This window comes from Streptomyces sp. NPDC054975, assembly GCF_053609105.1.
This window is the reverse complement of the sequence record NZ_JBSGWV010000077.1, coordinates 1-20,255: the sequence shown is the minus strand read 5'-3', so window position 1 is coordinate 20,255 and position 20,255 is coordinate 1. Positions and strand designations below refer to the sequence as shown.

General features: G+C 73.1%; 20 protein-coding genes. 13 read left to right on the top strand and 7 right to left on the bottom strand.

The features are described 5' to 3' along the window. Positions 1 to 120 precede the first annotated feature (120 nt). Together ACWF79_RS33415 and ACWF79_RS33410 are read right to left on the bottom strand one after the other, a co-directional pair. On the bottom strand, positions 121 to 603 hold the full coding sequence (locus tag ACWF79_RS33415; RefSeq protein WP_453731944.1) for an indole-3-glycerol phosphate synthase: 483 nt from the start codon (positions 601 to 603) through the stop codon (positions 121 to 123). 106 nt (positions 604 to 709) lie between these two features. Further along, positions 710 to 1,627, bottom strand: coding sequence for a pyrimidine reductase family protein (locus tag ACWF79_RS33410; RefSeq protein WP_453731943.1), 918 nt, complete (start codon positions 1,625 to 1,627; stop codon positions 710 to 712). A gap of 69 nt (positions 1,628 to 1,696) precedes the next feature. Between ACWF79_RS33410 and zapE the strand changes: the two genes are divergently transcribed. The 5 genes from zapE to ACWF79_RS33385 all read left to right on the top strand — a co-directional run bounded on the left by zapE (position 1,697) and on the right by ACWF79_RS33385 (position 6,726). After that, positions 1,697 to 2,779, top strand: a complete 1,083-nt coding sequence (zapE, locus tag ACWF79_RS33405; protein ID WP_453731947.1) for a cell division protein ZapE — start codon at positions 1,697 to 1,699, stop codon at positions 2,777 to 2,779. Between the two features lie 34 nt (positions 2,780 to 2,813). Further along, positions 2,814 to 3,242, top strand: a complete 429-nt coding sequence (locus ACWF79_RS33400) for an OsmC family protein (protein WP_453731942.1) — start codon at positions 2,814 to 2,816, stop codon at positions 3,240 to 3,242. A gap of 132 nt (positions 3,243 to 3,374) precedes the next feature. Beyond that, the gene (locus tag ACWF79_RS33395; RefSeq protein WP_453731941.1) at positions 3,375 to 4,733 is read left to right on the top strand and encodes an alkaline phosphatase PhoX; all 1,359 of its coding nucleotides are present in this window, start codon (positions 3,375 to 3,377) and stop codon (positions 4,731 to 4,733) included. 245 nt (positions 4,734 to 4,978) lie between these two features. Next, on the top strand, positions 4,979 to 5,800 hold the full coding sequence (locus ACWF79_RS33390) for a PPK2 family polyphosphate kinase (RefSeq protein ID WP_453731946.1): 822 nt from the start codon (positions 4,979 to 4,981) through the stop codon (positions 5,798 to 5,800). Positions 5,801 to 5,838: 38 nt separating this feature from the next. Further along, positions 5,839 to 6,726: a polysaccharide deacetylase family protein gene (locus tag ACWF79_RS33385; RefSeq protein ID WP_453731940.1), complete on the top strand. Its 888-nt coding sequence runs from the start codon at positions 5,839 to 5,841 to the stop codon at positions 6,724 to 6,726. 10 nt (positions 6,727 to 6,736) lie between these two features. Here the strand turns inward: ACWF79_RS33385 and ACWF79_RS33380 are convergent, their stop codons facing one another. The 3 genes from ACWF79_RS33380 to ACWF79_RS33370 are packed head-to-tail and all read right to left on the bottom strand — an operon-like array spanning position 6,737 to position 8,906. Further along, complete coding sequence (locus ACWF79_RS33380; protein ID WP_453731939.1) at positions 6,737 to 7,390, bottom strand: ABC transporter; 654 nt, start codon at positions 7,388 to 7,390, stop codon at positions 6,737 to 6,739. Beyond that, a complete protein-coding gene (locus ACWF79_RS33375; RefSeq protein ID WP_453731945.1) occupies positions 7,387 to 8,232 on the bottom strand; it encodes an ATP-binding cassette domain-containing protein in 846 nt (281 codons plus the stop codon). Before ACWF79_RS33375 ends, ACWF79_RS33380 begins: the two co-directional genes overlap by 4 nt. After that, complete coding sequence (locus ACWF79_RS33370) at positions 8,229 to 8,906, bottom strand: AIM24 family protein (protein WP_453731938.1); 678 nt, start codon at positions 8,904 to 8,906, stop codon at positions 8,229 to 8,231. The genes ACWF79_RS33375 and ACWF79_RS33370 overlap by 4 nt, the downstream gene beginning before the upstream one ends. A 71-nt stretch (positions 8,907 to 8,977) precedes the next feature. On the opposite strand from ACWF79_RS33370, the gene ACWF79_RS33365 reads away from it, so the two are divergent. From ACWF79_RS33365 to ACWF79_RS33345, 5 genes are all read left to right on the top strand, one after another. Beyond that, complete coding sequence (locus ACWF79_RS33365) at positions 8,978 to 9,697, top strand: peptidyl-tRNA hydrolase (RefSeq protein ID WP_453731937.1); 720 nt, start codon at positions 8,978 to 8,980, stop codon at positions 9,695 to 9,697. Between the two features lie 189 nt (positions 9,698 to 9,886). Beyond that, complete coding sequence (locus ACWF79_RS33360; RefSeq protein WP_453731936.1) at positions 9,887 to 10,642, top strand: DUF4142 domain-containing protein; 756 nt, start codon at positions 9,887 to 9,889, stop codon at positions 10,640 to 10,642. Positions 10,643 to 10,760: 118 nt separating this feature from the next. Then, positions 10,761 to 12,173 (top strand): DUF692 domain-containing protein, encoded by a 1,413-nt coding sequence (locus ACWF79_RS33355; protein ID WP_453731935.1) that lies wholly within the window; start codon positions 10,761 to 10,763, stop codon positions 12,171 to 12,173. A gap of 7 nt (positions 12,174 to 12,180) precedes the next feature. Then, positions 12,181 to 13,266: a TIGR04222 domain-containing membrane protein gene (locus ACWF79_RS33350; protein ID WP_453731934.1), complete on the top strand. Its 1,086-nt coding sequence runs from the start codon at positions 12,181 to 12,183 to the stop codon at positions 13,264 to 13,266. Between the two features lie 69 nt (positions 13,267 to 13,335). Continuing rightward, positions 13,336 to 15,021: an alpha/beta hydrolase gene (locus tag ACWF79_RS33345; protein ID WP_453731933.1), complete on the top strand. Its 1,686-nt coding sequence runs from the start codon at positions 13,336 to 13,338 to the stop codon at positions 15,019 to 15,021. Positions 15,022 to 15,029: 8 nt separating this feature from the next. On the opposite strand, the gene hemQ is transcribed toward ACWF79_RS33345, so the two are convergent. Then, positions 15,030 to 15,743, bottom strand: coding sequence for a hydrogen peroxide-dependent heme synthase (hemQ, locus tag ACWF79_RS33340; RefSeq protein ID WP_453731932.1), 714 nt, complete (start codon positions 15,741 to 15,743; stop codon positions 15,030 to 15,032). Positions 15,744 to 15,760: 17 nt separating this feature from the next. Next, complete coding sequence (gene hemG, locus ACWF79_RS33335) at positions 15,761 to 17,281, bottom strand: protoporphyrinogen oxidase (protein ID WP_453731931.1); 1,521 nt, start codon at positions 17,279 to 17,281, stop codon at positions 15,761 to 15,763. A 149-nt stretch (positions 17,282 to 17,430) separates the two neighbouring features. On the opposite strand from hemG, the gene ACWF79_RS33330 reads away from it, so the two are divergent. From ACWF79_RS33330 to ACWF79_RS33320, 3 genes are all read left to right on the top strand, one after another. Then, positions 17,431 to 18,366 (top strand): DUF4349 domain-containing protein, encoded by a 936-nt coding sequence (locus tag ACWF79_RS33330; protein ID WP_453731930.1) that lies wholly within the window; start codon positions 17,431 to 17,433, stop codon positions 18,364 to 18,366. A 35-nt stretch (positions 18,367 to 18,401) separates the two neighbouring features. Beyond that, a complete protein-coding gene (locus tag ACWF79_RS33325; protein ID WP_453731929.1) occupies positions 18,402 to 19,775 on the top strand; it encodes an FAD-dependent oxidoreductase in 1,374 nt (457 codons plus the stop codon). A gap of 68 nt (positions 19,776 to 19,843) precedes the next feature. After that, positions 19,844 to 20,215 (top strand): hypothetical protein, encoded by a 372-nt coding sequence (locus ACWF79_RS33320; protein ID WP_453731928.1) that lies wholly within the window; start codon positions 19,844 to 19,846, stop codon positions 20,213 to 20,215. The last annotated feature ends 40 nt before the right edge of the window (positions 20,216 to 20,255 follow it).

Below are 20,255 nucleotides of genomic sequence, written 5' to 3'. Positions count from 1 at the left end.
GCACCGCGCCTCGCCGCGTTGTCGTCGGTTGCCATGGCTCCGCCATGGCGCCCTCCTCCGCCTTGCGATCCACGGCACCAGACCCCGCTCCCTGAACCGGCCTGATCCAAACGAAAGACCCTAGGCGCTCTCCGCCTCACTGTGCGCGAACAGCTTCAGGACCGGTACGCCGACCTTGTGACGGGCCCGGGACGCCCAGTCCCGGTGGAAGAACTCCTCCACGTAGTGCGGCGCCGTCAGGACGATGACCTCGTCGGCACCGGACTCGTCGACCACGGCCTTCATCTTGTCCAGGGGGTGGTCCTCGACCACTTGTCCGACCGCCTCGCAGCCCGCGTTCCGAAGCCCCTGGAGCGAGTACTCCAGGGCCTGCTCGGCCGGGACACGGGCCGCCTTGCCCTCCGGTTCCTCTCCCTCGCGGGCCGCTTCCTTCAGTTCGCCCATGGCGACGTCGTCGATGGCGCGCAGCAGTACATCGGCCTGGTCACCACGGGGCTGCATCAGCACGATGAAGGACACGTCCTCGTCGCCGTGCAGGGTGGTGACGAATTCCACGTCGACGGACGTGAGGGGCTTCTCGATCATCAGAACGCTTGTGAACACCTCAGGAGCCCTTCTGCGGAAACCATCCTTCCCCGTGCCCGCACGGGGTCTACGGGGGTAAGTGTGCCCAGCGGAAGCTAACCGGAACGACAAATTCCGCTTCGTGTCAGATCCGACGGTAGCGGGTGAAAAGGAAGCCGGCCTCCTCCAGCACCGACGCCAGGGCGAACCGGTGCGGGACGGCCACCGACGGCCCTCCGGCGATGCGCTGCGCGCCGCCCGCCGTCATCGTCGGGGAGACCGTCAGGCACAGCTCGTCGAGCACCCCGGCCGCCACGAACTGCCCCAGCAGCCGCGGACCGCCCTCGGTCAGCTGCCGCCGGAGCCCCCGCTCGGCGAGCGCCGCCACGGCGCGGGCCGGCTCGACGCCGGGCCCGTCGCCCGCGATCACCACCTCCGCCCCGGCCGCCCGGGCCTCCGCCACGCGGTCGGCGGGCGCGGCGGCGCCGGTCAGGAGGAGGGTCGGGACCAGGGGCTCGGTGAAGAGCGGCAGCGTGAAGTCGAGGTCGAGGGAGGCGCTGGCCACGGCGATCACCGGCGCGGGCCCCTGCCCGGCGGCGGCCCGGCGGGCCGCGAAGGCCTCACGCGCGCGTGCCGGGCGGTACCCCTCCTGGCGCACGGTCTGCGCGCCGACGACGATCACGTCGGCGAGGCCGCGCAAGGTGCCGAAGATCCGCATGTCGCCGTCCGAGGAGAGCGGCTGCGAGCGGCCGTCGTGCTGCCCGGCGCCGTCGAGCGAGGAGACCATGTTGGCCCGCAGCCAGCTCTCGCCGGAGCCGAGATCCGGGTACGCGTAGGCATCGGCGAGCTCACCGAGGGACCACTCCCGGTCCCGCAGAACGTCAGGGTCGACGGCGCCGGAGGCCGCACCACCAGCGAATTCACCGCCGCCGGAACCACCAGCGAGTTCACCGCCGCCGGAACCACCGCCGACGGCGTCACTTCCGGTGGCATCCCGCCCGGCCTCCTCCCGGCCCGGGGCGTCGATGGCTGTCATGTCCGTCACAGGGAACAGGCGTCGCATCCTCGCAGTCTGACACGGCGCTTAGAGTGGGGAACTGTGTCGACCCGTGCCTCCCACGCCCCCCGCGCCATGACCGAAGCGGCTTCCACCGAAGCGGCTCCGGCCTCCCTGTGCGCCCGGGAGCCCCATGTCCCCGCCGACCGCCTCGTCGCGGAGATGGTCCCGCCGCCGCGCTTCGACTCGGTGCGCTTCGACACCTACATCCCGGACCCGAACCAGCCCAGCCAGACCGACGCGGTCAAGGTCCTGAGCTCCTTCGCCGAGGGGCTCGGCGGCGCCCACGCCTCCGGCGCCGGCAAGCGGCCGGCCCTCAGCCGCTGGTTCGCGAAGAAGCCCGCCGCCCCCAGCGGCCCGCGCGGTGTCTACCTCGACGGCGGTTACGGCGTCGGCAAGACCCACCTGCTGGCCTCCCTCTGGCACGCGACGCCCGCCGAGCCGGGGCTCAAGGCCTTCGGCACCTTCGTGGAGCTGACGAACCTGGTCGGCGCGCTCGGCTTCCAGCAGACCGTGCGGACCCTGAGCGGACACCGGCTGCTCTGCATCGACGAGTTCGAACTGGACGACCCGGGCGACACCGTCCTCGTCTCCTCCCTCCTCAGCCGGCTGGTCGAGTCGGGCGTGGCGCTCGCCGCCACCTCCAACACGCTGCCGGGCAAGCTGGGCGAGGGCCGCTTCGCCGCCGCCGACTTCCTCCGCGAGATCCAGGGCCTCTCCGCCCACTTCCGTCCGCTGCGGATCGACGGCGAGGACTACCGCCACCGCGGGCTGCCCGAGGCCCCCGCCCCGTACTCCGACGAACAGGTGACGAAGGCGGCGTACGCCACCCCCGGCGCCTCGCTCGACGACTTCCCCCGTCTGCTCGACCACCTGGCCAAGGTCCACCCCAGCCGGTACGGCGCGCTCACCGACGACCTGTCGGCGGTCTGTCTCACGGACGTCACCGCGGTCCCGGACCAGTCGACGGCGCTGCGGCTCGTCGTCCTCGCGGACCGGCTGTACGACCGGGAGGTCCCGGTGCTGGCCTCCGGACTCCCCTTCGACCAGCTGTTCAGTGAGGAGATGCTGAAGGGCGGGTACCGCAAGAAGTACTTCCGGGCGATCTCCCGGCTCACCGCGCTGGCGCGGGACGCGAAGGGCTTGGTCGAGCAGTAGGTTGGAGGCCATACCCGATCGAAAGGGATACACCATGGCCGCAACCCGTACCGCCCACACCGTCTGGGAGGGCGACCTCCTCAAGGGCAAGGGCGTCGTCTCCTTCGACTCCTCCGGCCTCGGCACGTACGACGTCTCCTGGCCGGCCCGCACCGACGAGGCGGCGAACGGCAGGACCAGCCCGGAGGAGCTGATCGCCGCCGCGCACTCGTCGTGCTTCTCGATGGCCTTCTCCAACGTCCTGGCCAAGAACGAGACCCCGCCGACCCGCCTGGAGACCAAGGCCGACGTCACCTTCGTGCCGGGCAAGGGCATCACGGGCAGCCACATCACCGTGCGCGGCGAGGTGCCGGGCGTGGACAAGGACACCTTCCTCGCCCTGGCCGAGGACGCCAAGAAGAACTGTCCGGTCAGCCAGGCGCTCACGGGCACGACGATCACCCTCACCGCCGAACTGGTCTGATCCGTACGGACCCTGAAGCCGAGTGAGGCCGTGTGACCCGCATGGGTTCACGTGTCACCAGACTGCGTGATACACACGTGCGGGTCACACGTCACACCTCTCTGTCCGCCAACAGAAGTGGGTTGCCTCCGCATGTCCGCGACACGACGTCAGATCCTCTCCCGCACCGGCGCGTCCGTCGCCGGTATCGCCTTCTCGGGCGCCCTCGGCGAGCTCTTCGCCGGTACGGCCGCCGCCCGGGGCCACGCCGGCTACGGCCCTCTCCTCCCCGACCCCGCCGGCCTCCTCGACCTCCCCAAGGGCTTCCGCTACACGGTCCTCTCCCGCGAGGGGGACCCCCTGCGCTCCGGCGAGGGCCGCGTCCCCAGCAACTTCGACGGCATGGGCGCCTTCGCCGGCCGCCGGGGACGCGTCCACCTGGTCCGCAACCACGAGAACCGCGCCACCGGCAGAATCGGCGTCCCGACGGTCGAGGGCCTGACGTACGACCCGGCCGCCAAGGGCGGCTGTACGGCGCTCACCCTGGACGGCCGGGGCGAGGTCCTCGGCGAGCGCGTCGCCATCGCCGGCACCGCCGTCAACTGCGCGGGCGGGCCGACCCCGTGGGGCACGTGGCTCACCTGTGAGGAAACCGAGGACCGAGCGGGGACCAACGGCTACGAGAAGGACCACGGCTTCATCTTCGAGGTCGACGGCGCCGATCCCCACCGCACCGGAGCCGTACCGCTCACGGCCATGGGCCGCTTCCAGCACGAGGCGATCGCCGTCGACCCGCGCAGCGGGATCGTGTACGAGACGGAGGACGCGTTCCAGAAGCCGTTCGGGCTCTTCTACCGCTTCCTGCCCGAGAAGCCCCTGGGCGGCCACGGTTCGCTGCGCGCGGGCGGGGCCTTGGAGGCGATGCGGGTGCCGGGCGTGCCCGACCTCTCGGTGGTCCAGGAGACCGGGGCGAGCTTCGAGGGCGTCGAGTGGGTTCCCGTACCGGACCCGCAGGCGGCCGAGACCCCCATCAGGCTCCAGGACTTCGGGCCGCGCGGCATCACGCACGCGCAGAAGCTGGAGGGCTGCTACTGGGGCGGCCGGTCGGTCTACTTCGTCTCGTCCTTCGCCCGGACCGCCGACGGCTCGGGTGCGACCCACTTCGGCCAGGTGTGGAGGTACGAGCCGCACCGCCGCCGCCTGACCCTTGTCGTCGTCTTCGGCCCGAGCACCGACATCCAGCTGCCCGGCGAGTCGCCGGACAACATCTGCCTCGCCCCGAGCGGCGGCCTGATGGTCTGCGAGGACGGCGACGGGGCGCAGCACGTGTACGGGCTGACCCGGAAGGGCGAGGTGTACGCGGTGGCCCGCGGGGCGCAGAACATCGGCACGCCACAGGCCCCGGAGTGGGGCGAGTTCGCGGGCGTGACGTTCTCCCCGGACGGGACGACCATGTACGTCAACTGCTATACGCCCGGGACGACGTTCGCCGTGCGGGGGCCGTGGCGGTGACGTAGCCGCCCGGCGCCCGGTCGCGAAGCCGCGCCTTCCGTCGCAGGATCGGGGGAAGGCGCGGGGCGGACGGGAAGGGTCGCGAGGTGGCGAAGAAGGACAAGCAGAAGCAGGAGAAGCAGCAGAGGCAGCACAAAGAGGACAGGCAGAGGCAGCAGGAGAAGAAGCGGCAGGGGCCGGAGCAGGAGAAGGACGGCCGGCGGAAGGACGGGCCCCAGGAGCCGAAGGAGCCGGCCCTCCGGGACGTGCTGCGCCTGCCCGTCGGCAAGCCGGTCGACCTGTCCACGTACTCCGCCTCGGCGATCCCGGCAGGGCCGGCGACCAAGATGGACGGGGTCAAGGCGACGGAGCTGCTCGGCCCTGACCTCGCCGACCTCCAGGAGCGCCTGTACGCGGCGAGCACGGCCGGCGACCGCCGCCGGCTGCTGCTCGTCCTCCAGGGCATGGACACCAGCGGCAAGGGCGGCACGGTCAAGCACGTGATCGGCTACTTCAACCCCTCCGGCTGCCGGATCCGCGCCTTCAAGGCCCCCACGGCCGAGGAGCGCAGCCACCCGTTTCTCTGGCGGATCTCCCGGGCCCTGCCGGTGCCCGGCGAGATCGGCATCTTCGACCGCTCGCACTACGAGGACGTCCTCATCGCCCGCGTCCGCGAACTGGTCCCCCACCGTGACATCGGCCGCCGCTACGGCCAGATCAACCGCTGGGAGGAGTCGCTGGTCGAGGACGGCGTGACGATCGTCAAGGTCTTCCTCCACATCTCGTACGAAGAGCAGCGCACCCGGCTCCTGGAGCGCCTGGACAACCCGGACAAGCACTGGAAGTTCAATGCGGGCGACATCGAGGAGCGGGCGCTGTGGCCCGCGTACCAGCAGGCGTACGCCCTCGCCCTCGAACGCTGCTCGACGGAGGAGTCCCCCTGGTACCTGGTCCCTGCCGACCGCAAGTGGTACCGCAACTGGGCGATCAGCAAGCTCCTCCTGGAACACCTCTCCGCCCTGGAGCCGCAGTACCCGCCCGGTGACTTCGACGTGGCGGAGTGCCGGAAGCGGTTGCTCGCCACCTGATCGGCTAGTTTCCGTGAGTGACCATTTCTGTACGAAAGTTGTCGGCACTTGCTCTTCTGGGTGCCGTACTTGTCGGCTGCGGCGGGGGCGCGGCCGACACGACACCTGACGGCCCGTCCGCCCAGCCGTCGCGCCCCACCCCGGGCGCCGAGGCCAGCGCGAGTGCCGCGCCCGGCCCCGACGTCGCGCGCAAGGGGCCGCCGACCATGGCCCCGGGGCCGGGTGGGCTCACTCCGGTGTTCGAGCGCGCGCGCAAGGGCGGCGACAAGGTCGTCGCGCTCACCTTCGACGCCGACATGACGGCCGACCAGGGGCGTCGGGCCGCGAGCGGCGAGCGTTTCGACAATCCGGCGCTGATCGAGACCCTGCGGCGGCTGAAGGTCGACTCGACCGTCTTCATGACCGGCCGGTGGGCCGAGGAGTACCCGGACCAGGCCCGTTCCATCGGCACCGACCCCCGCTTCGAGATCGCCAACCACTCGTACAGCCACTACGCCTTCGCCTCGCCCTGCTACGGCCTGCCGACGGTCGAGAAGCAGGACATGGCCGCCGACGTGCGGCGGGCCTTCGACGCGTTCCGGAAGGCGGGGGCGCGCAATGTCGTGCCCTACTTCCGGTTCCCCGGCGGCTGCTACGACGACCAGGCCCTGCGCGCACTCGCGCCCGCGAAGGTCACGGCGGTGCAGTGGGACGTGGTCAGCGGCGACGCCTTCGCCAAGGACGGCGACGCGGTCGCCCGACAGGTCCTCGACGGCGTGAAGCCCGGCTCCCTCGTCGTCATGCACTGCACGCGCAGCGCCGCGCCCGTCACGGAGCAGGCGATCCGGAAGATCGTGCCCGAGCTGAGGGCCAGGGGCTATCGCTTCGTGAAGGTGTCGGAGCTGATGGCGGGGACGAGTTCCGGGCAGCGTGCGGCCACCCCCTAGAAACTCGTGCTCACTCCCGCCAGGCGGTGGCTCTGACGCTGACCGCCACGGCGACGGCGGCGAGGGCCAGGGCGCCCAGGAGGGCGGCCCACGGCATCGTGACCGTGGCGGTACGGGCGCCGGTGACCAGGCCCGTCACGGCGTACTTCGCCGGGGAACCGCTCGTCACGAGGGCGAGGAGCGAGCCGAGCACCAGGGCCGCGAGGGACCAGCCCCGGGAGCGCAGGAGCGGCCGGGTGGTGAGGGTGCCCACGGCGGCGCCCGTCAGGACGCAGGTTGTGGTGGCGAGGAGCCCCGAGGCCACGGCCGCGACGGGGTCGACGCCGCGCAGGTCGCCGACCGCGGTCACGCCGAGCACGGCGACGGCGCCGAGCGGGGCCGCGCAGGCGACGGCGGCCAGGACCGCCGCCACGTGCGCGCGCTGCCGCCCGGCCGCGGCGGACACGACGTTCCGGGCGGCGGCGGGTTCCTGGCCGAGGCAGATCCGTACCACCCAGGCGGTGACGGGTAGGAGGGTGGCGGCCGCGTAGCCGAGGGCGCCGAGCACGGGCTCCCCGGCGCGCACGCCGATGGCCAGGAGGACCGCGTGGAGGAGGAGCGGTGCGAGCCAGCGCTGGGAGCGCAGCAGCAGGTCGGTCTGGTAGCGCAGCAGTGCGGTCGTCATGTCCGGGCGCCCTCGGTGTTCAGCTCGTGGATGTGCCAGGCGGCGTCGAGCAGCTCCCGGAGCAGCGCGTCGGAGTGCGCCGCGTCGACCGCGTACACCGCCGTCGTGGGGTCGGGCCCGGGCTCGTACGAGGGTGAGCCCGGCAGCCCCTCGGGGAGCGGCCGCCCGCCGGACGCCACGATCCGCGCGCGGGGCGGCGGATCCCCGGCCGGTCCGGAACGCGGGCTCGGGCGGACCGCCCGTACCCCGCCCGCCTCCACCGCGTACGCGGCGTCGGCCTCCCCCGCCAGCCTGCGCGGGTCGTGGTCGACGAAGACGACCGTGCCTCCGGCCGCGACCCGTTCGCGGACCGCGCGGTCGAGTTCGTGCCGCGCGACGGTGTCCAGGCCGGTCCACGCCTCGTCCAGGACGAGCAGTTCCGGGTCCGCGAGCAGGGCCTGGGCGACGGCGACCTTCTGGCTGCTGCCCTTGGAGAGTTCGGCGAGCGGGGCGTCCGCGAAGGCGTCCGCGCCGAAGCGCTCCAGCCACTCCCGGGCCCGCGCGCCGGCCTCGGCCCTGCCGAGGCCCTGGACGCGTCCGAGGTGCCTGAGGTAGCCGGTCGCGGTGAACGGCAGGGCGACCGGAAAGCGTTCCGGGACGTACGCCGTGCGCGGCGGCCGGCCCACGATCCGGCCCTCCGACGGCGCGTCGATGCCCGCCACGACCCGCAGCAGCGTCGACTTGCCGCTGCCGTTCTTGCCCGCGATCCGGAGGAGGGCGCCGGGGGGCAGGACGAGGTCGGCGCCGCGCAGCACCCACGGACCGCGCCGGCCGTAACGGCGCCCCACCCGCTCCAGGTTCAGTGGGACGACGCCTTCTGCGGGGTGGCCTCGCTCGGCCGGACGATGACGAAGCCCTGGCCGTCGAGACGGAGCTGGACCGCCTCGCCGGAGCCGCCGCGGATCATCGAACCGACGGACTGCGAGCGGTGGAGCGAGGTCTGCAGCTGCTCGCTCCAGCCGACGACGGCGTCGGTGTCGACGAAGACCGGGGCCTGCGGGGTGACCGGGATGACGATCGGGGTGCCCTCGCAGGCCAGGGCTATCTTGCCGTGACCGGTGAAGACGCTGTTGAAGAGACCGCCGCCGGTCATCCCGGCGCCCTTCACCGTCTTGATCTCGTACGAGAGGGTGGCATCGAAGCAGAGCACGTTGCGGCCGTTGACCGTGAGCGCGTCGTTCGGCTCCATCTCGACGATGAAACAGTTCTGCGCCTCCTGCGCGAACCAGGCCTCGCCCTGGCCGCGGACGGCCATCAGCGCGAGACCCTCACCCGTCACGGCGCGCTTGAGCATGCCGCCGATGCCCTGGCCCTTGCGCTCGAACTGGAGGTCGCCGCGGAAGGCGATCATCGACCCCTGGCGGGCGTGCATCTCTCCGTTGACGACGTACTTCACGCACTTGGCGTTCTGCAGGCTCATGCCCGGGAACGCGGCGGCCTCGGCAAGGTGTTCACCGGAAAAAAGATCACTCTTCATGAGAGGCATCCTTACGCGGAACCGGTCAATCCGACAAGAAACACCTGTGCGAGCAGTGGCAGACTTGCCAGGTGAGCAGCAACGAGACCCAGATCCGCGCCGATGTCCGCGACGAGAAGCCCCAGTTCGTCCTGCCCCTCGTCGTACGGATCGAACGGGCCGAGCCCCCGGCGCGGACCGACGCGCTGGAGACCGCCGCACGCGCGGTCCTGGAGATCCTCGCCGACGAGCGCTCCTCGGGCGACGGGGAATGGGCGCAGGCGATGACGGACTGGCAGGACGCCCGGATCCGCAAGGTCGTGCGCCGGGCGCGCGGCGCGGAGTGGCGGCGCGCGGAGGCGCTCCCGGGGATCTCGGTGACGGGTGGGTCGGCGGAGGTGCGGGTGTTCCCGCCGATCCCGCTGGACGGCTGGCCCAAGGAGCTGGCGAAGCTCCAGGTGTCCGGCACGGACCTGGAGGATCCGGAGGCCCCCGGTGCGCCCGTCCCCGGGGCGGCGATGCTCTGGCTCAACCCGCACCTGGACATGTCCGCGGGCAAGACGATGGCTCAGGCGGGGCACGCGGCGCAGCTGCTGTGGTGGGAGTTGTCGCAGACGGACCGCAAGGCCTGGCGCGAGGCCGGCTTCCCCCTGGCCGTGCGCCCGGCCACCCCTGACCACTGGGCGAAGCTGACGGCGAGCGGCCTCCCGGTGGTCCGCGACGCGGGCTTCACCGAGATCGCCCCCGGCCCCACCTTCGTCTCCGAGGGCAGTGACCGCTTCGGTTCCCACGTCCGCCTCGGACAGGGGTGATCGCGCCCGGTTCGTGTCTGCTCGTGTTCCGCGGCGGCCGGTCGCTCGGTGACTGAACACGGCCGCCCTGTCGCACGTATCTCCCGATAACGCCAAGCGGGTTGAACGACCGCCTGGTTGGCGGTTCAGTCTGCGGTGACCCACACCGGTGACCCACACCGGCACCGAAGAGAACGTACGGGAGACACCTTGTCGCTACGCGTCAACGGCACGGCCCTCATCATCGCGGCGCTCGTCGCCACGGTCGGTGCGCTCGCCTTCCCGGTCTGGTCCTACGCCGACCGCTCGGGAACCGGTCAGGCCCAGCTGAATGCTTCGAGCGTGCCCACGCAGTGGGGGCCGCTGTCCGCCACGGACCGGGACTTCCTGGTGAAGGTACGGCTGGCCGGACTGTGGGAGCTGCCCGCCGGCCAGCAGGCCATCGAGCGCGCGCCGAGCCGGGCGGTCGTGGAGTGCGGCGACCATCTCGTGGTCGGCCACACCGACCTGGACCGGCGGGCCCGGTCCGTGGCGGCGAAGCTGGGCGTGGAGCTGCCGAACCAGCCGACCGAGCAGCAGCAGGGATGGCTGCGGGAGCTGACGGCGGCGAGCGGGGAGGAGTACGAGCGGAAGTTCGCGAACCTGCTGCGCAGCGCGCACGGCAAGGTGTTCGCGCTGATCGCCGAGGTCCGGCACACCACGCGCAACTCACTGATCCGGCAGCTGGCGAGTGACGCGAACCAGACGGTGCTCGACCACATCACGATGCTGGAGGCGACCGGGATGGTCGACTTCGACGCGCTGGCGAACGAGGCGGCGGGGCGGAAGACGGCGCCGCCGACCGGGCCGCCGGTCGTTCCGTCGCCCCTCTCGCCCTCGCCGGTGCGGCCGACGGGGACCGACCAGTCGTTCACGTCGCGTCCGGTGCCGGAGGCGGGGATCGTGACACCGCACTCGATGCCGTAGCACCGCGTCCCGGGCGCCCCTGCGTCGCCGGAACCTCAAATCAACCTCTGAACGTCCCCCTGTCGGGATTCGAACGGATCCCGCGGGGCCATCAGGTGAGGGACCGAAGGAGGGGGACATGACGAAACTCGGCGTTGGTATCGGGTGGCGGCCGGAGATCGCGGGGGCGGTGGAGGCGCTGCCGGGCGTCGACTGGGTGGAGGTCGTCGCGGAGAACGTGTGCACGGGCCACCTGCCGGACTCGCTGACGCGGCTGCGCGAGCGGGGGGTCACGGTCGTCCCGCACGGGGTGTCCCTGGGCCTCGGCGGCGCCGACCGGCCGGACGCGGGACGGCTCGCGGACCTGGCGGCGACGGCGACCGCGCTCGGGGCGCCGCTGGTGTCGGAGCACATCGCCTTCGTCCGGGCCGGGGGCGCCCTGACGGCGACCCCGACCCTCGAAGCGGGTCACCTGCTGCCCGTGCCGCGCACCTGGGACGCCCTGGACGTGCTCTGCGAGAACGTACGGATCGCCCAGGACGCGCTGCCCGTGCCGCTGGCCCTGGAGAACATCGCGGCGCTGATCGCCTGGCCGGGCGAGGAGCTGACGGAGGGCCAGTTCCTCGCGGAGCTGGTGGAGCGTACGGGGGTACGGCTCCTGATCGACGTCGCCAACCTGCACACGAACCACGTCAACCGGGGCGAGTCCCCGTCGAAGGCCCTCGCCGAACTGCCGGTCGAGGCGATCGCCTACGTCCACGTGGCAGGCGGCCTCGCCCGCGACGGCGTCTGGCACGACACCCACGCCCACCCGGTCCCGGAGCCGGTCCTGGACATCCTGTCGGACCTGGCCTCCCGCGTCTCCCCGCCGGGCGTCCTGCTGGAACGGGACGACAACTTCCCGCCGACGGAGGAACTCGCCTCGGAACTGGCGACGATCAGGGGACGCCTGAGCCCGCCGACCCGGACCGCCGCCGGGGGCGGCGGGCACGGCGTCGTCGACGCGGGAGCGCGCGTCGACGACTCCCTGCTGATCGGCGCGGGCGCCCGGGTCTCGGGCGGCCCGATGCCGCGTTCCGGGCACACGACGGTCGCGCCGCGAGAACCCGTCGGGGTCCGTCCCCGCTCCGGAGGAGCCGCACGGGAGCGGGTGGCCGTGGCGCAGGCCGCGTTGTTGTCCGCGCTCGTCGCCGGGACGCCCGTGCCCGAGGGGTTCGACTCACGGCGGATCGGGGTGCAGAGCCGGGCCCTCGTCGGGAAGCGGACCGACGTGATCGCCAAGATCGCGCCCGAGCTGCCCGAGATCCTCGGCGAGGGCTACCGTCCCGCGTTCCGCGCGTACGCCCGGACCCGCCGGATGTCCGGCGGGTACCGCCGCGACGCCCTCGACTTCGTCGCGCACCTGCTGGTCGCCGGACTCCCCGAGGACCCGGACGCCCGGCGCCGGCTCACCCGCTGGTGGCAGGAGCGCGCCGGAACCCGCCCGCCCGGCCCGGCCGGCCGACTCGTCCGCGCGGCCCGCGCCGCCCGCACCGCACTCGTACGGAGGTGACGCCCCCATGAACCTGTTCGCCCTGCTCGTCTGGGCCGCCGTGATCACCGGCTCCGCCCTGCTCATCTCCCGCCTCCGTGCCGCCCGCGCGGACCGCGGGGGTTTTGTCCACGACCTCTTCGAGGCCGCGTTCCTCCTCGGGGGCCCGCCCCGCGTCGTCGACGCCGCGCTCGCCGCCCTGCAGTCCGACGGCCGGATCGCGGTCGGCGGCCCCGGCATCGTCGTCCCGCGCCCCGGGGCCGCCCCCCGCAGCCACGTCGAACGGGCCGTCCTCCAGGAGCTCGCCGCCGCGCCCCACGGGGCCCTGCACGATCTGCGCCTGGCCGTGATGCGCAGCCCCGCCGTCCAGGAGATCGGCGACGGCCTCGCGGCCCGCGGCCTGATGGTGGACCCCGAGATCCGCCGCGCCGGCCGGCGCGAGTGCCTCACCCTCGGACTGGGGTGCCTCGGGCTGCTCGTGCTCTCGCTCGCCCTGAGTGTGGGCGTCGAACGGGCCCCGTTCGAGCTGCCGTTGCTCTTCAAGGTGGGTCCCGTCCTCTTCGCGGGCCTCATCACGGCCCTCCTGTGCGGGTCCTACAACGCGAACCGCACCAACCGCGCAGGCCGGCGGGCAGCCGCCGCGTACCACCGGGACCACGTCTACGAACCCGACACCGGGCACCAGGTCGCGCTGCGCGGACTGCGTGCCGTACCCGACGCGGAGCTGCGCGCCCAGCTGATCACGGCCGCCCGGATGCCCGCGGTCACCCGTCCGTCCGGCACCCGTGTGTCCGGCACCCGCACGACCAGCACCTCCTCCTCCACGACGGACGCCGCCGTGCTCGCGACCCTGCACTGGTGCGCGGGGACACCCGGCAACGCAGGCCCGTGCGGCGGTGCTTCAGGCTCCCCCGGCGCAGGCGGCGGGACGGACTCCGGCTTCGGAGGCGGATGTTCGGCCGGCGCCTGCTCGGGAGGATCCAGCGGGTCGAGCGGCGGCAGTTCCTGCTCCGGCGGGGGCGGCAGTTCCTGCTCCAGCGGGTCCAGTGGTGGCGGCAGTTCCTGCTCCAGCAGCAGCGGTTCCAGCTGCGGAAGCTCCAGTTCCAGCGGCTGACCGGGTCATTTCCGCCGACACGCCCCGACGGTCCTTTACACCGCGCCCCTCCGCTCCAACGATCCTGCCGTGAAAGCCCTCGCGCTGACCGGAACCGTCGGGTCGCTGCTGCTGTCCTCGCTGCTGTCCTCCCCCACCGCCCTGCCCGCACGGGACGCCCCGCCCGCCGAGACGGGCGGCACCCTGCTCGCCGCCCGTCGCGCGGCCGCCGAAGGCATCCACTTCGGCGGCTGCCCGGCGTACGAGAAGCTGCCGTCGTCCGTGCAGTGCGGCACCCTCCTGGTCCCCCTCGACTACGCGGACCCCGACGGCACCCGCATCCCGCTCACCGTCAGCCGGATCAAGGCCTCCGGCCCGGCCGCCGACCGTCAGGGCGCCCTCCTCTACAACCCGGGCGGCCCCGGCGCGTCGTCGACGTACTTCCCCCTGGTCGCCGGACTTCCCGCCTGGAAGCGGATCGCCGCCGCGTACGACCTCGTCGGCTACGCCCCGCGCGGCGTGGGCCGCTCCGCCCCCGTCTCCTGCCAGGACCCCGCCGACCGCGCCACCGGCCCGACCGCGGCGCCCACCCAGCCCTCCGAGGTCTTCAAGCGGGAGCGGATCGCCCGCGCGAAGACGTACGCCCAGGGCTGCGCGACCCGCACCGGCACGGCGCTGCGGCACTACCACTCGCTCAACAACGCCCGTGACCTGGAGGTGCTGCGCGCCGCGCTCGGCGAGCCGAGGCTGACGTACATGGGCGCCTCCTACGGCACGTACTTCGGCGCGCTGTACGCCACGCTCTTCCCGCACCGGGTGCGCAGGATGGTCTTCGACGCGCCCGTCCACCCCGCGCCCGAGAAGATCTGGTACCTCAACAACCTCGACCAGTCACGGGCGTTCGAGCGCCGCTGGGCCGACTTCCGCACCTGGGCCGCCAAGCACCACTCGGTGTACGGCCTCGGCTCCACGGCCCAGCAGGTGCAGGAGAGTTACGAGAAGGTCCGCGCCGAACTCGCGGCGAAGCCGGCCGGCGGCCGCGTCGGCCCGGACCAGCTGCACCGGGCGATGCTCCAGGCCGCGTACCACGACGGCTACTGGCCGCTGCGGGCCACGGCGCTCGCCCGCTACCTGAAGGGCGACGCGAAGCCGCTGATCGCACAGGCGGCGCCGAGCGAGGAGATCACGGAGGACACGGGCAACGCGGCGGCCGTCTACTCGGCGGTGGAGTGCAACGACGCGCCGTGGCCGGAGGACTTCGCCGTCTGGGACCAGGACAACACCCGGCTGGCGGCGATCGCCCCGTTCGAGACCTGGGACAACGTCTGGTCCAACCTGCCCTGCGCGTACTGGAAGGCGCCCCGCCAGAAGCCGCTGGACGTGCGGACCGGTCCCGGGGTGCTCCCACCGGTGCTGATCCTGGCCGCCGAGCGGGACGCGGCCACGCCGTACGAGGGGGCCCTGGAGCTCCAGCGCAGGCTGGCGGGGTCGGCCCTGGTGACCGAGCGGGACGCCGGGACGCACGGCATCGGGGGCGGCGCGAACACCTGCGTCAACGGGTACCTGGAGAGCTACCTGCTGACGGGAGCCGTGCCAGGCAGCGCCGTACTGCCGCAGACCCCCGGAAGGACGCCGGTGCGGCGCGCGTCGTGCGCGCCGCACCCGGAGCCGGACCCGGTGTCGCTGGAGCGGCGGTCGGACATCCGTCCGCCGTCTGATCTTCCGGGTCGAGGGATGACGGCCCGGCTGGTCGCCGGTCCGTCACCGAGTCGGTAGGGCGGCCGTCAGGCCAGGCCCGCCACCAGGTCCGCCACGGAACGGCGGCGGCCGGTGTAGAAGGGGACCTCCTCGCGGACGTGCATCCGCGCCTCGGACGCGCGCAGGTGGCGCATGAGATCGACGATGCGGTGCAGCTCGTCGGCCTCGAAGGCGAGGAGCCACTCGTAGTCGCCGAGCGAGAACGAGGCGACCGTGTTGGCACGGACGTCCGGGAAGCCGCGGGCCATCTTGCCGTGGTCCGCGAGCATCCTCCGACGGTCCTCGTCCGGCAGCAGGTACCAGTCGTAGGAGCGCACGAAGGGGTAGACGGACACGTAGTCGCGGGGCGTCTCGTCGGCCAGGAAGGCCGGGATGTGCGACTTGTTGAACTCGGCGGGGCGGTGCAGCGCCATGTTCGACCAGACCGGCTCCAGAGCGCGGCCCAGCTTGGTGCGGCGGAAGAGGTTGTACGCCCCCTGGAGCTCGTCGCTCGTCTCGGCGTGCCACCAGATCATGACGTCCGCGTCGGCGCGCAGGCCGGAGAGGTCGTACGTGCCGCGGACGGTGATGTCCTTGGCGGCGAGCTGGTCGAACAGCTCCTGGACCTCGTCGGCGTAGCCGGCGCGGTCCTCGGGCAGGTTGTCGCGCAGCTTGAACACGGACCACAGGGTGTAGCGGATGACCTCGTTGAGGTCCTTCGCCTTCTTACCGGCGTTCGGGATCTTTTCGGGCGCACTCATACGCCTATTCTCGCCCGTCACGGACAGTGCCCTGCACCAGGGTGGGTGGTTTCCGACGTGGCGATGATCTCGTCCCCGATCTCCGCCACGATCGCGTCGGCCGCGCGATGGCCGGAGGCGATGCAGGCGGGGATGCCGACGCCCTCGTACACGGCCCCGGCGAGGCGCAGTCCGGGGACCTCGGCGACGGCGTCGCGGACGCGGGCGACCCGGGCGAGATGGCCCACGGGATACTGCGGGAGGCCGTCGGTCCAGCGCGTCACGGTGGTCGCGACGGGCCGGGCGGTGAGCCCGGTGGCGGCGGCGAGGTCCTTGAGAGAGGCCTCGACGAGGTCGGCGTCGTCGCGGTGGACCTGCTCCTCCTCGCCGTAGCGGCCGACGGAGGTCCGCAGGACGAAGAGGTCGGGGGCCGCGTCGGAGACCCACTGCCACTTCTGGCTGGAGAAGGTGGACGCCTTGATGGTGTGCCCGTCGACGGGCGGCACGAGGAACCCGGAGCCGGGCAGCCCGTGCACGTCCTGGCGCCGGAAGGCGAGGGTGACCAGCGCCATCGAGGCGTACTCGACGGTCCCGAGCTCGTCGGCGGCGACGGGCGCCTCGGCGGCGAGGAGCTCGGCGGCGGCCCAGGCGGGCGCGGCGACGACGACGGCGTCGGCGAGGAACTCCCGGCCTCCGGCGACGACCCGCCAGCGCGTGCCGCTCTCGGAGGCCCCGCCCGCGGGGCCCTGCCCGGGAACCCGGCGCAGCCCGGTCACCGGCGTGAGCGTCAGGATCTCGCCGCCCGCCGCGCGGATCGCCGTGGCGACGGCCTCGGGGAGGGTGCCGATGCCGCCCTCGATGCCCGCGAAGGCGGAGCCGCCGAGTCCGGTGGCGGCGCCCGCGACGTCGGACGGGGTCGCGGCGCCCGCCCGCTGGACGGCGTGGACGGCGTCGGTGAGCGTCGGGTGGGTGCGGGCGGCGGCGAAGAGCGCGGGCACGGCGGCCCGCAGGGAGATGCGGTAGGCGTCACCGGCGTACACCCCGCCCAGCAGCGGCTCCACGAGCCGGTCGACGACCTCGTGGCCCATCCGCTCGGCGACGTACGCGCCGATGGCGATGTCCTCGCCGATCTCGGCGGGAGGCAGTTCACGGTCGCGCTCGACCCGGCGCAGCCCCTCCGCGGAGAGCAGCTCGGCGAGGGCCGCCGCGTCACCGGGGACGCCCATGACGTGCCCCTTGGGCATCGGGCGCAGCGTGCCCCGGCTCCAGACGGACGCGGTCGTCGTGGCGGGCGGCCGGAGCCGGTCCCCCAGTCCCACGGCGCGGGCGAGCGCGATCGCCTCGGGGCGGCGGGCGAGAAGGGACTCGGCGCCGAGATCCACGGGGGCGCCGGCGACCTCCCCGGCGAGCAGCTTGCCGCCGATCCGGTCGCCGCCTTCGAGGAGCGTCACCCGGAGCCCGGCCGAGACCAGTCGGTGGGCCGCCGCGAGACCGGCGATTCCGCCCCCGACGACGACCACATGCGCCCGTGCCCTGCTGTCCCTGGTGTCCGCGTTCATGGCTCCACTCTCTCAAACCCGTTCCGAGGCCAGAACGTGACCGCTTCGCGACCGCCCGAGGGCAACCCCCCAGGCCACCCGGAACGTCGAACCGGCATCACTCACCACACCTCAGGGGGGTTCCCGTGCGAGGAGCGCGAAGGGCGGCCGTGACGCTGCTGACGGTCTCGCTGGCACTGACGGGCTGCGCCGGCGGCGCGTCCGACAGCGGTACCGAGCAGAAAGGGCTGAGCGCGGCGAAGCCGGCAGAGGGGGCCGAGGGCGCCGCCGACCGGGGGTACGAGTCGGACCAGGGGGCGGCCGACGGGGCCCCGGGCGCGAAGAAGCCGGCCGCCGCGCCCCAGCAGCAGCACGTCATCCGTACCGCCGAGCTGGCCGTCGAGGTCGGGGACGCGGCGAAGGCACTGGCCACCGCCCGGCGGGTCACCGAGGACGCGGGCGGTCATGTCGCCAACGAGTCGACCGAGCGGATCGACGACACGCACGTGACCTCGCGGGTCGTGCTGCGCGTGCCGCAGGACGCGTACGACGCGGTGCTGGGGGAGCTGGCGGGCACCGGAAAGCTGCTCTCCCGGAAGGCGGACGCCAAGGACGTCACCGAGCAGGTGGTGGACGTGGAGAGCCGGATCGCGACCCAGCGGGCGAGCGTCGACCGGGTCCGCAAGCTGATGGAGCGGGCGACACAGCTCAGCGACGTGGTCACCCTGGAGGGCGAGCTGAGTCGCCGTCAGGCCGACCTGGAGTCGCTGCTCGCGCAGCAGGCCTCGCTGAAGGACCGTACGTCGATGGCGACGATCACCCTCGAACTCACCGAGAAGGAGACGGCGAAGCCGGCGGAGAGCGAGGACCGACCGGGCTTCCTGGACGCCCTCGCGGGCGGCTGGAACGCACTGGTGGCGTCGCTGGCCTGGGTCGGGATCGTCCTGGCGGCGCTGGCGCCGTGGCTCGCGGTGGCCCTCGTCGGCTACCTCCTGTGGCGGCTGTGGCTCCGCCCGCGCCGCGCGGCACGGGCCGCCTCGGCCGGTCCGGCCGGGCCCGTGGGCGTTTCCGCGGCGACGGAGGAGCGCGGGGTATCCACGGACTGACCGCCCGAACGGCCGCGCCGACGTAGCGTGTTCGTATGAGCGAACGACTGGTGGTCATCGGTGGCGACGCGGCGGGCATGTCCGCCGCGTCGCAGGCACGCAGGCTCAAGGGCCCCGAGGAGCTGGAGATCGTCGCCTTCGAGCGCGGGCACTTCACCTCGTACTCGGCCTGCGGCATCCCGTACTGGGTGGGCGGAGACGTCGACGAGCGCGACGAGCTGGTCGCGCGGACCCCGCGGGAGCACCGGGCGCGGGACATCGACCTGCGGATGCGCACGGAGGTCGTGGGGATCGACGTGCCCGGGCAGCGGGTGCGCACCCGGGACCTGGAGTCCGGGACCGAGGCGTGGACGGGCTTCGACAAGCTGGTGATCGCGACCGGGGCGCGGCCGATGCGGCCGCCGCTGCCGGGGATCGACGCGCCGGGGGTGCACGGCGTGCAGACCCTGGACGACGGGCAGGCGCTGCTCGACTCGCTGACGCGTACGGAGGGCCGGCGGGCGGTCGTCGTGGGCGCCGGGTACATCGGCGTGGAGATGGCCGAGGCGCTGCTGAAGCGGGGCTACGAGGTGACGGTCCTCAACCGGAGCGAGCAGCCGATGGCGACGCTCGACCCGGACATGGGACGCCTGGTCCACGAGGCGATGGACGGCCTCGGGATCACGACGGTCGGCTCCGCACCGGTCACCAAGATCCTGACGGGCGAGGAGGGTCGGGTCAGGGCGGTGGCGACGGAGGACGCCGAGTACCCGGCGGACGTGGTGGTCCTGGGGATGGGCGTGGCGCCGGAGACGACTCTCGCCGAGGCGGCCGGGCTGCCGCTGGGGACGTACGGCGGCCTGCTCACCGACCTCGCGATGCGGGTGCGGGGCCATCAGAACATCTGGGCGGGCGGTGACTGCGTGGAGGTCCTCGACCTGGTCTCGGGCCGCGAGCGGCACATCGCGCTCGGCACGCACGCCAACAAGCACGGTCAGGTCATCGGCGCGAACGTGGGCGGCGGTTACGCCACGTTCCCGGGGGTGGTGGGCACGGCGGTGTCGAAGGTGTGCGACCTGGAGATCGCCCGGACGGGGCTGCGCGAGAAGGAGGCCCGGGAGGTGGGCCTGCGGTACGTGACGGTGACGATCGAGTCGACCAGCCGGGCGGGCTACTACCCGGGCGCGGCGCCGATGGCGGTGAAGATGCTCGCGGAGCGCCGTACGGGCCGGCTGCTCGGGGTGCAGATCGTGGGCCGCGAGGGGGCCGCCAAGCGGGTGGACATCGCGGCGGTGGCGCTGACGGCCGGGATGACGGTGGAGCAGATGACGATGCTCGACCTCGGGTACGCGCCGCCGTTCTCGCCCGTGTGGGACCCGGTGCTGGTCGCGGCGCGCAAGGCGGTGGCGGCGGTCCGCAAGGCGAGCTGATCCAGGCGGAGCAGTGACCGGTGGTGACGAATTGCGATGTTGCGATGACCGTGGGTTAACTCGAAGACATGATCCGACACATAGCGCGAGCGCTCTGCGCCGCCTCCCTCATCGTCGCCCCACTCGCCCTCAGCTCCCCCGCCCAGGCGGTGACCTGCACGGTCAACGGGTTCCCCCGGACCGCGGACAACCTGACCGGCACGCCCGGCAGCGACTTCATCCGCTGCGCGTCGGTCCCCACCGGCCACTCGGTCGACGGGCTCGGCGGCAACGACTACATCGTCGTCGACGGCCTCGTGTCCAGCGGTGCCACGGTGAGCGGCAACACCGGCAGCGACTTCCTGCGGGTCGGCAGCAACGCCGGCACCGTCGACGGCGGCCCCGGCTTCGACTTCTGCCGGGTCGGCACGGGCACCCCGCCGGTCAACTGCGAAGGCTGACCCTCCACGAAGCGGCCCGCCGCCCCGAACGGGGTGGCGG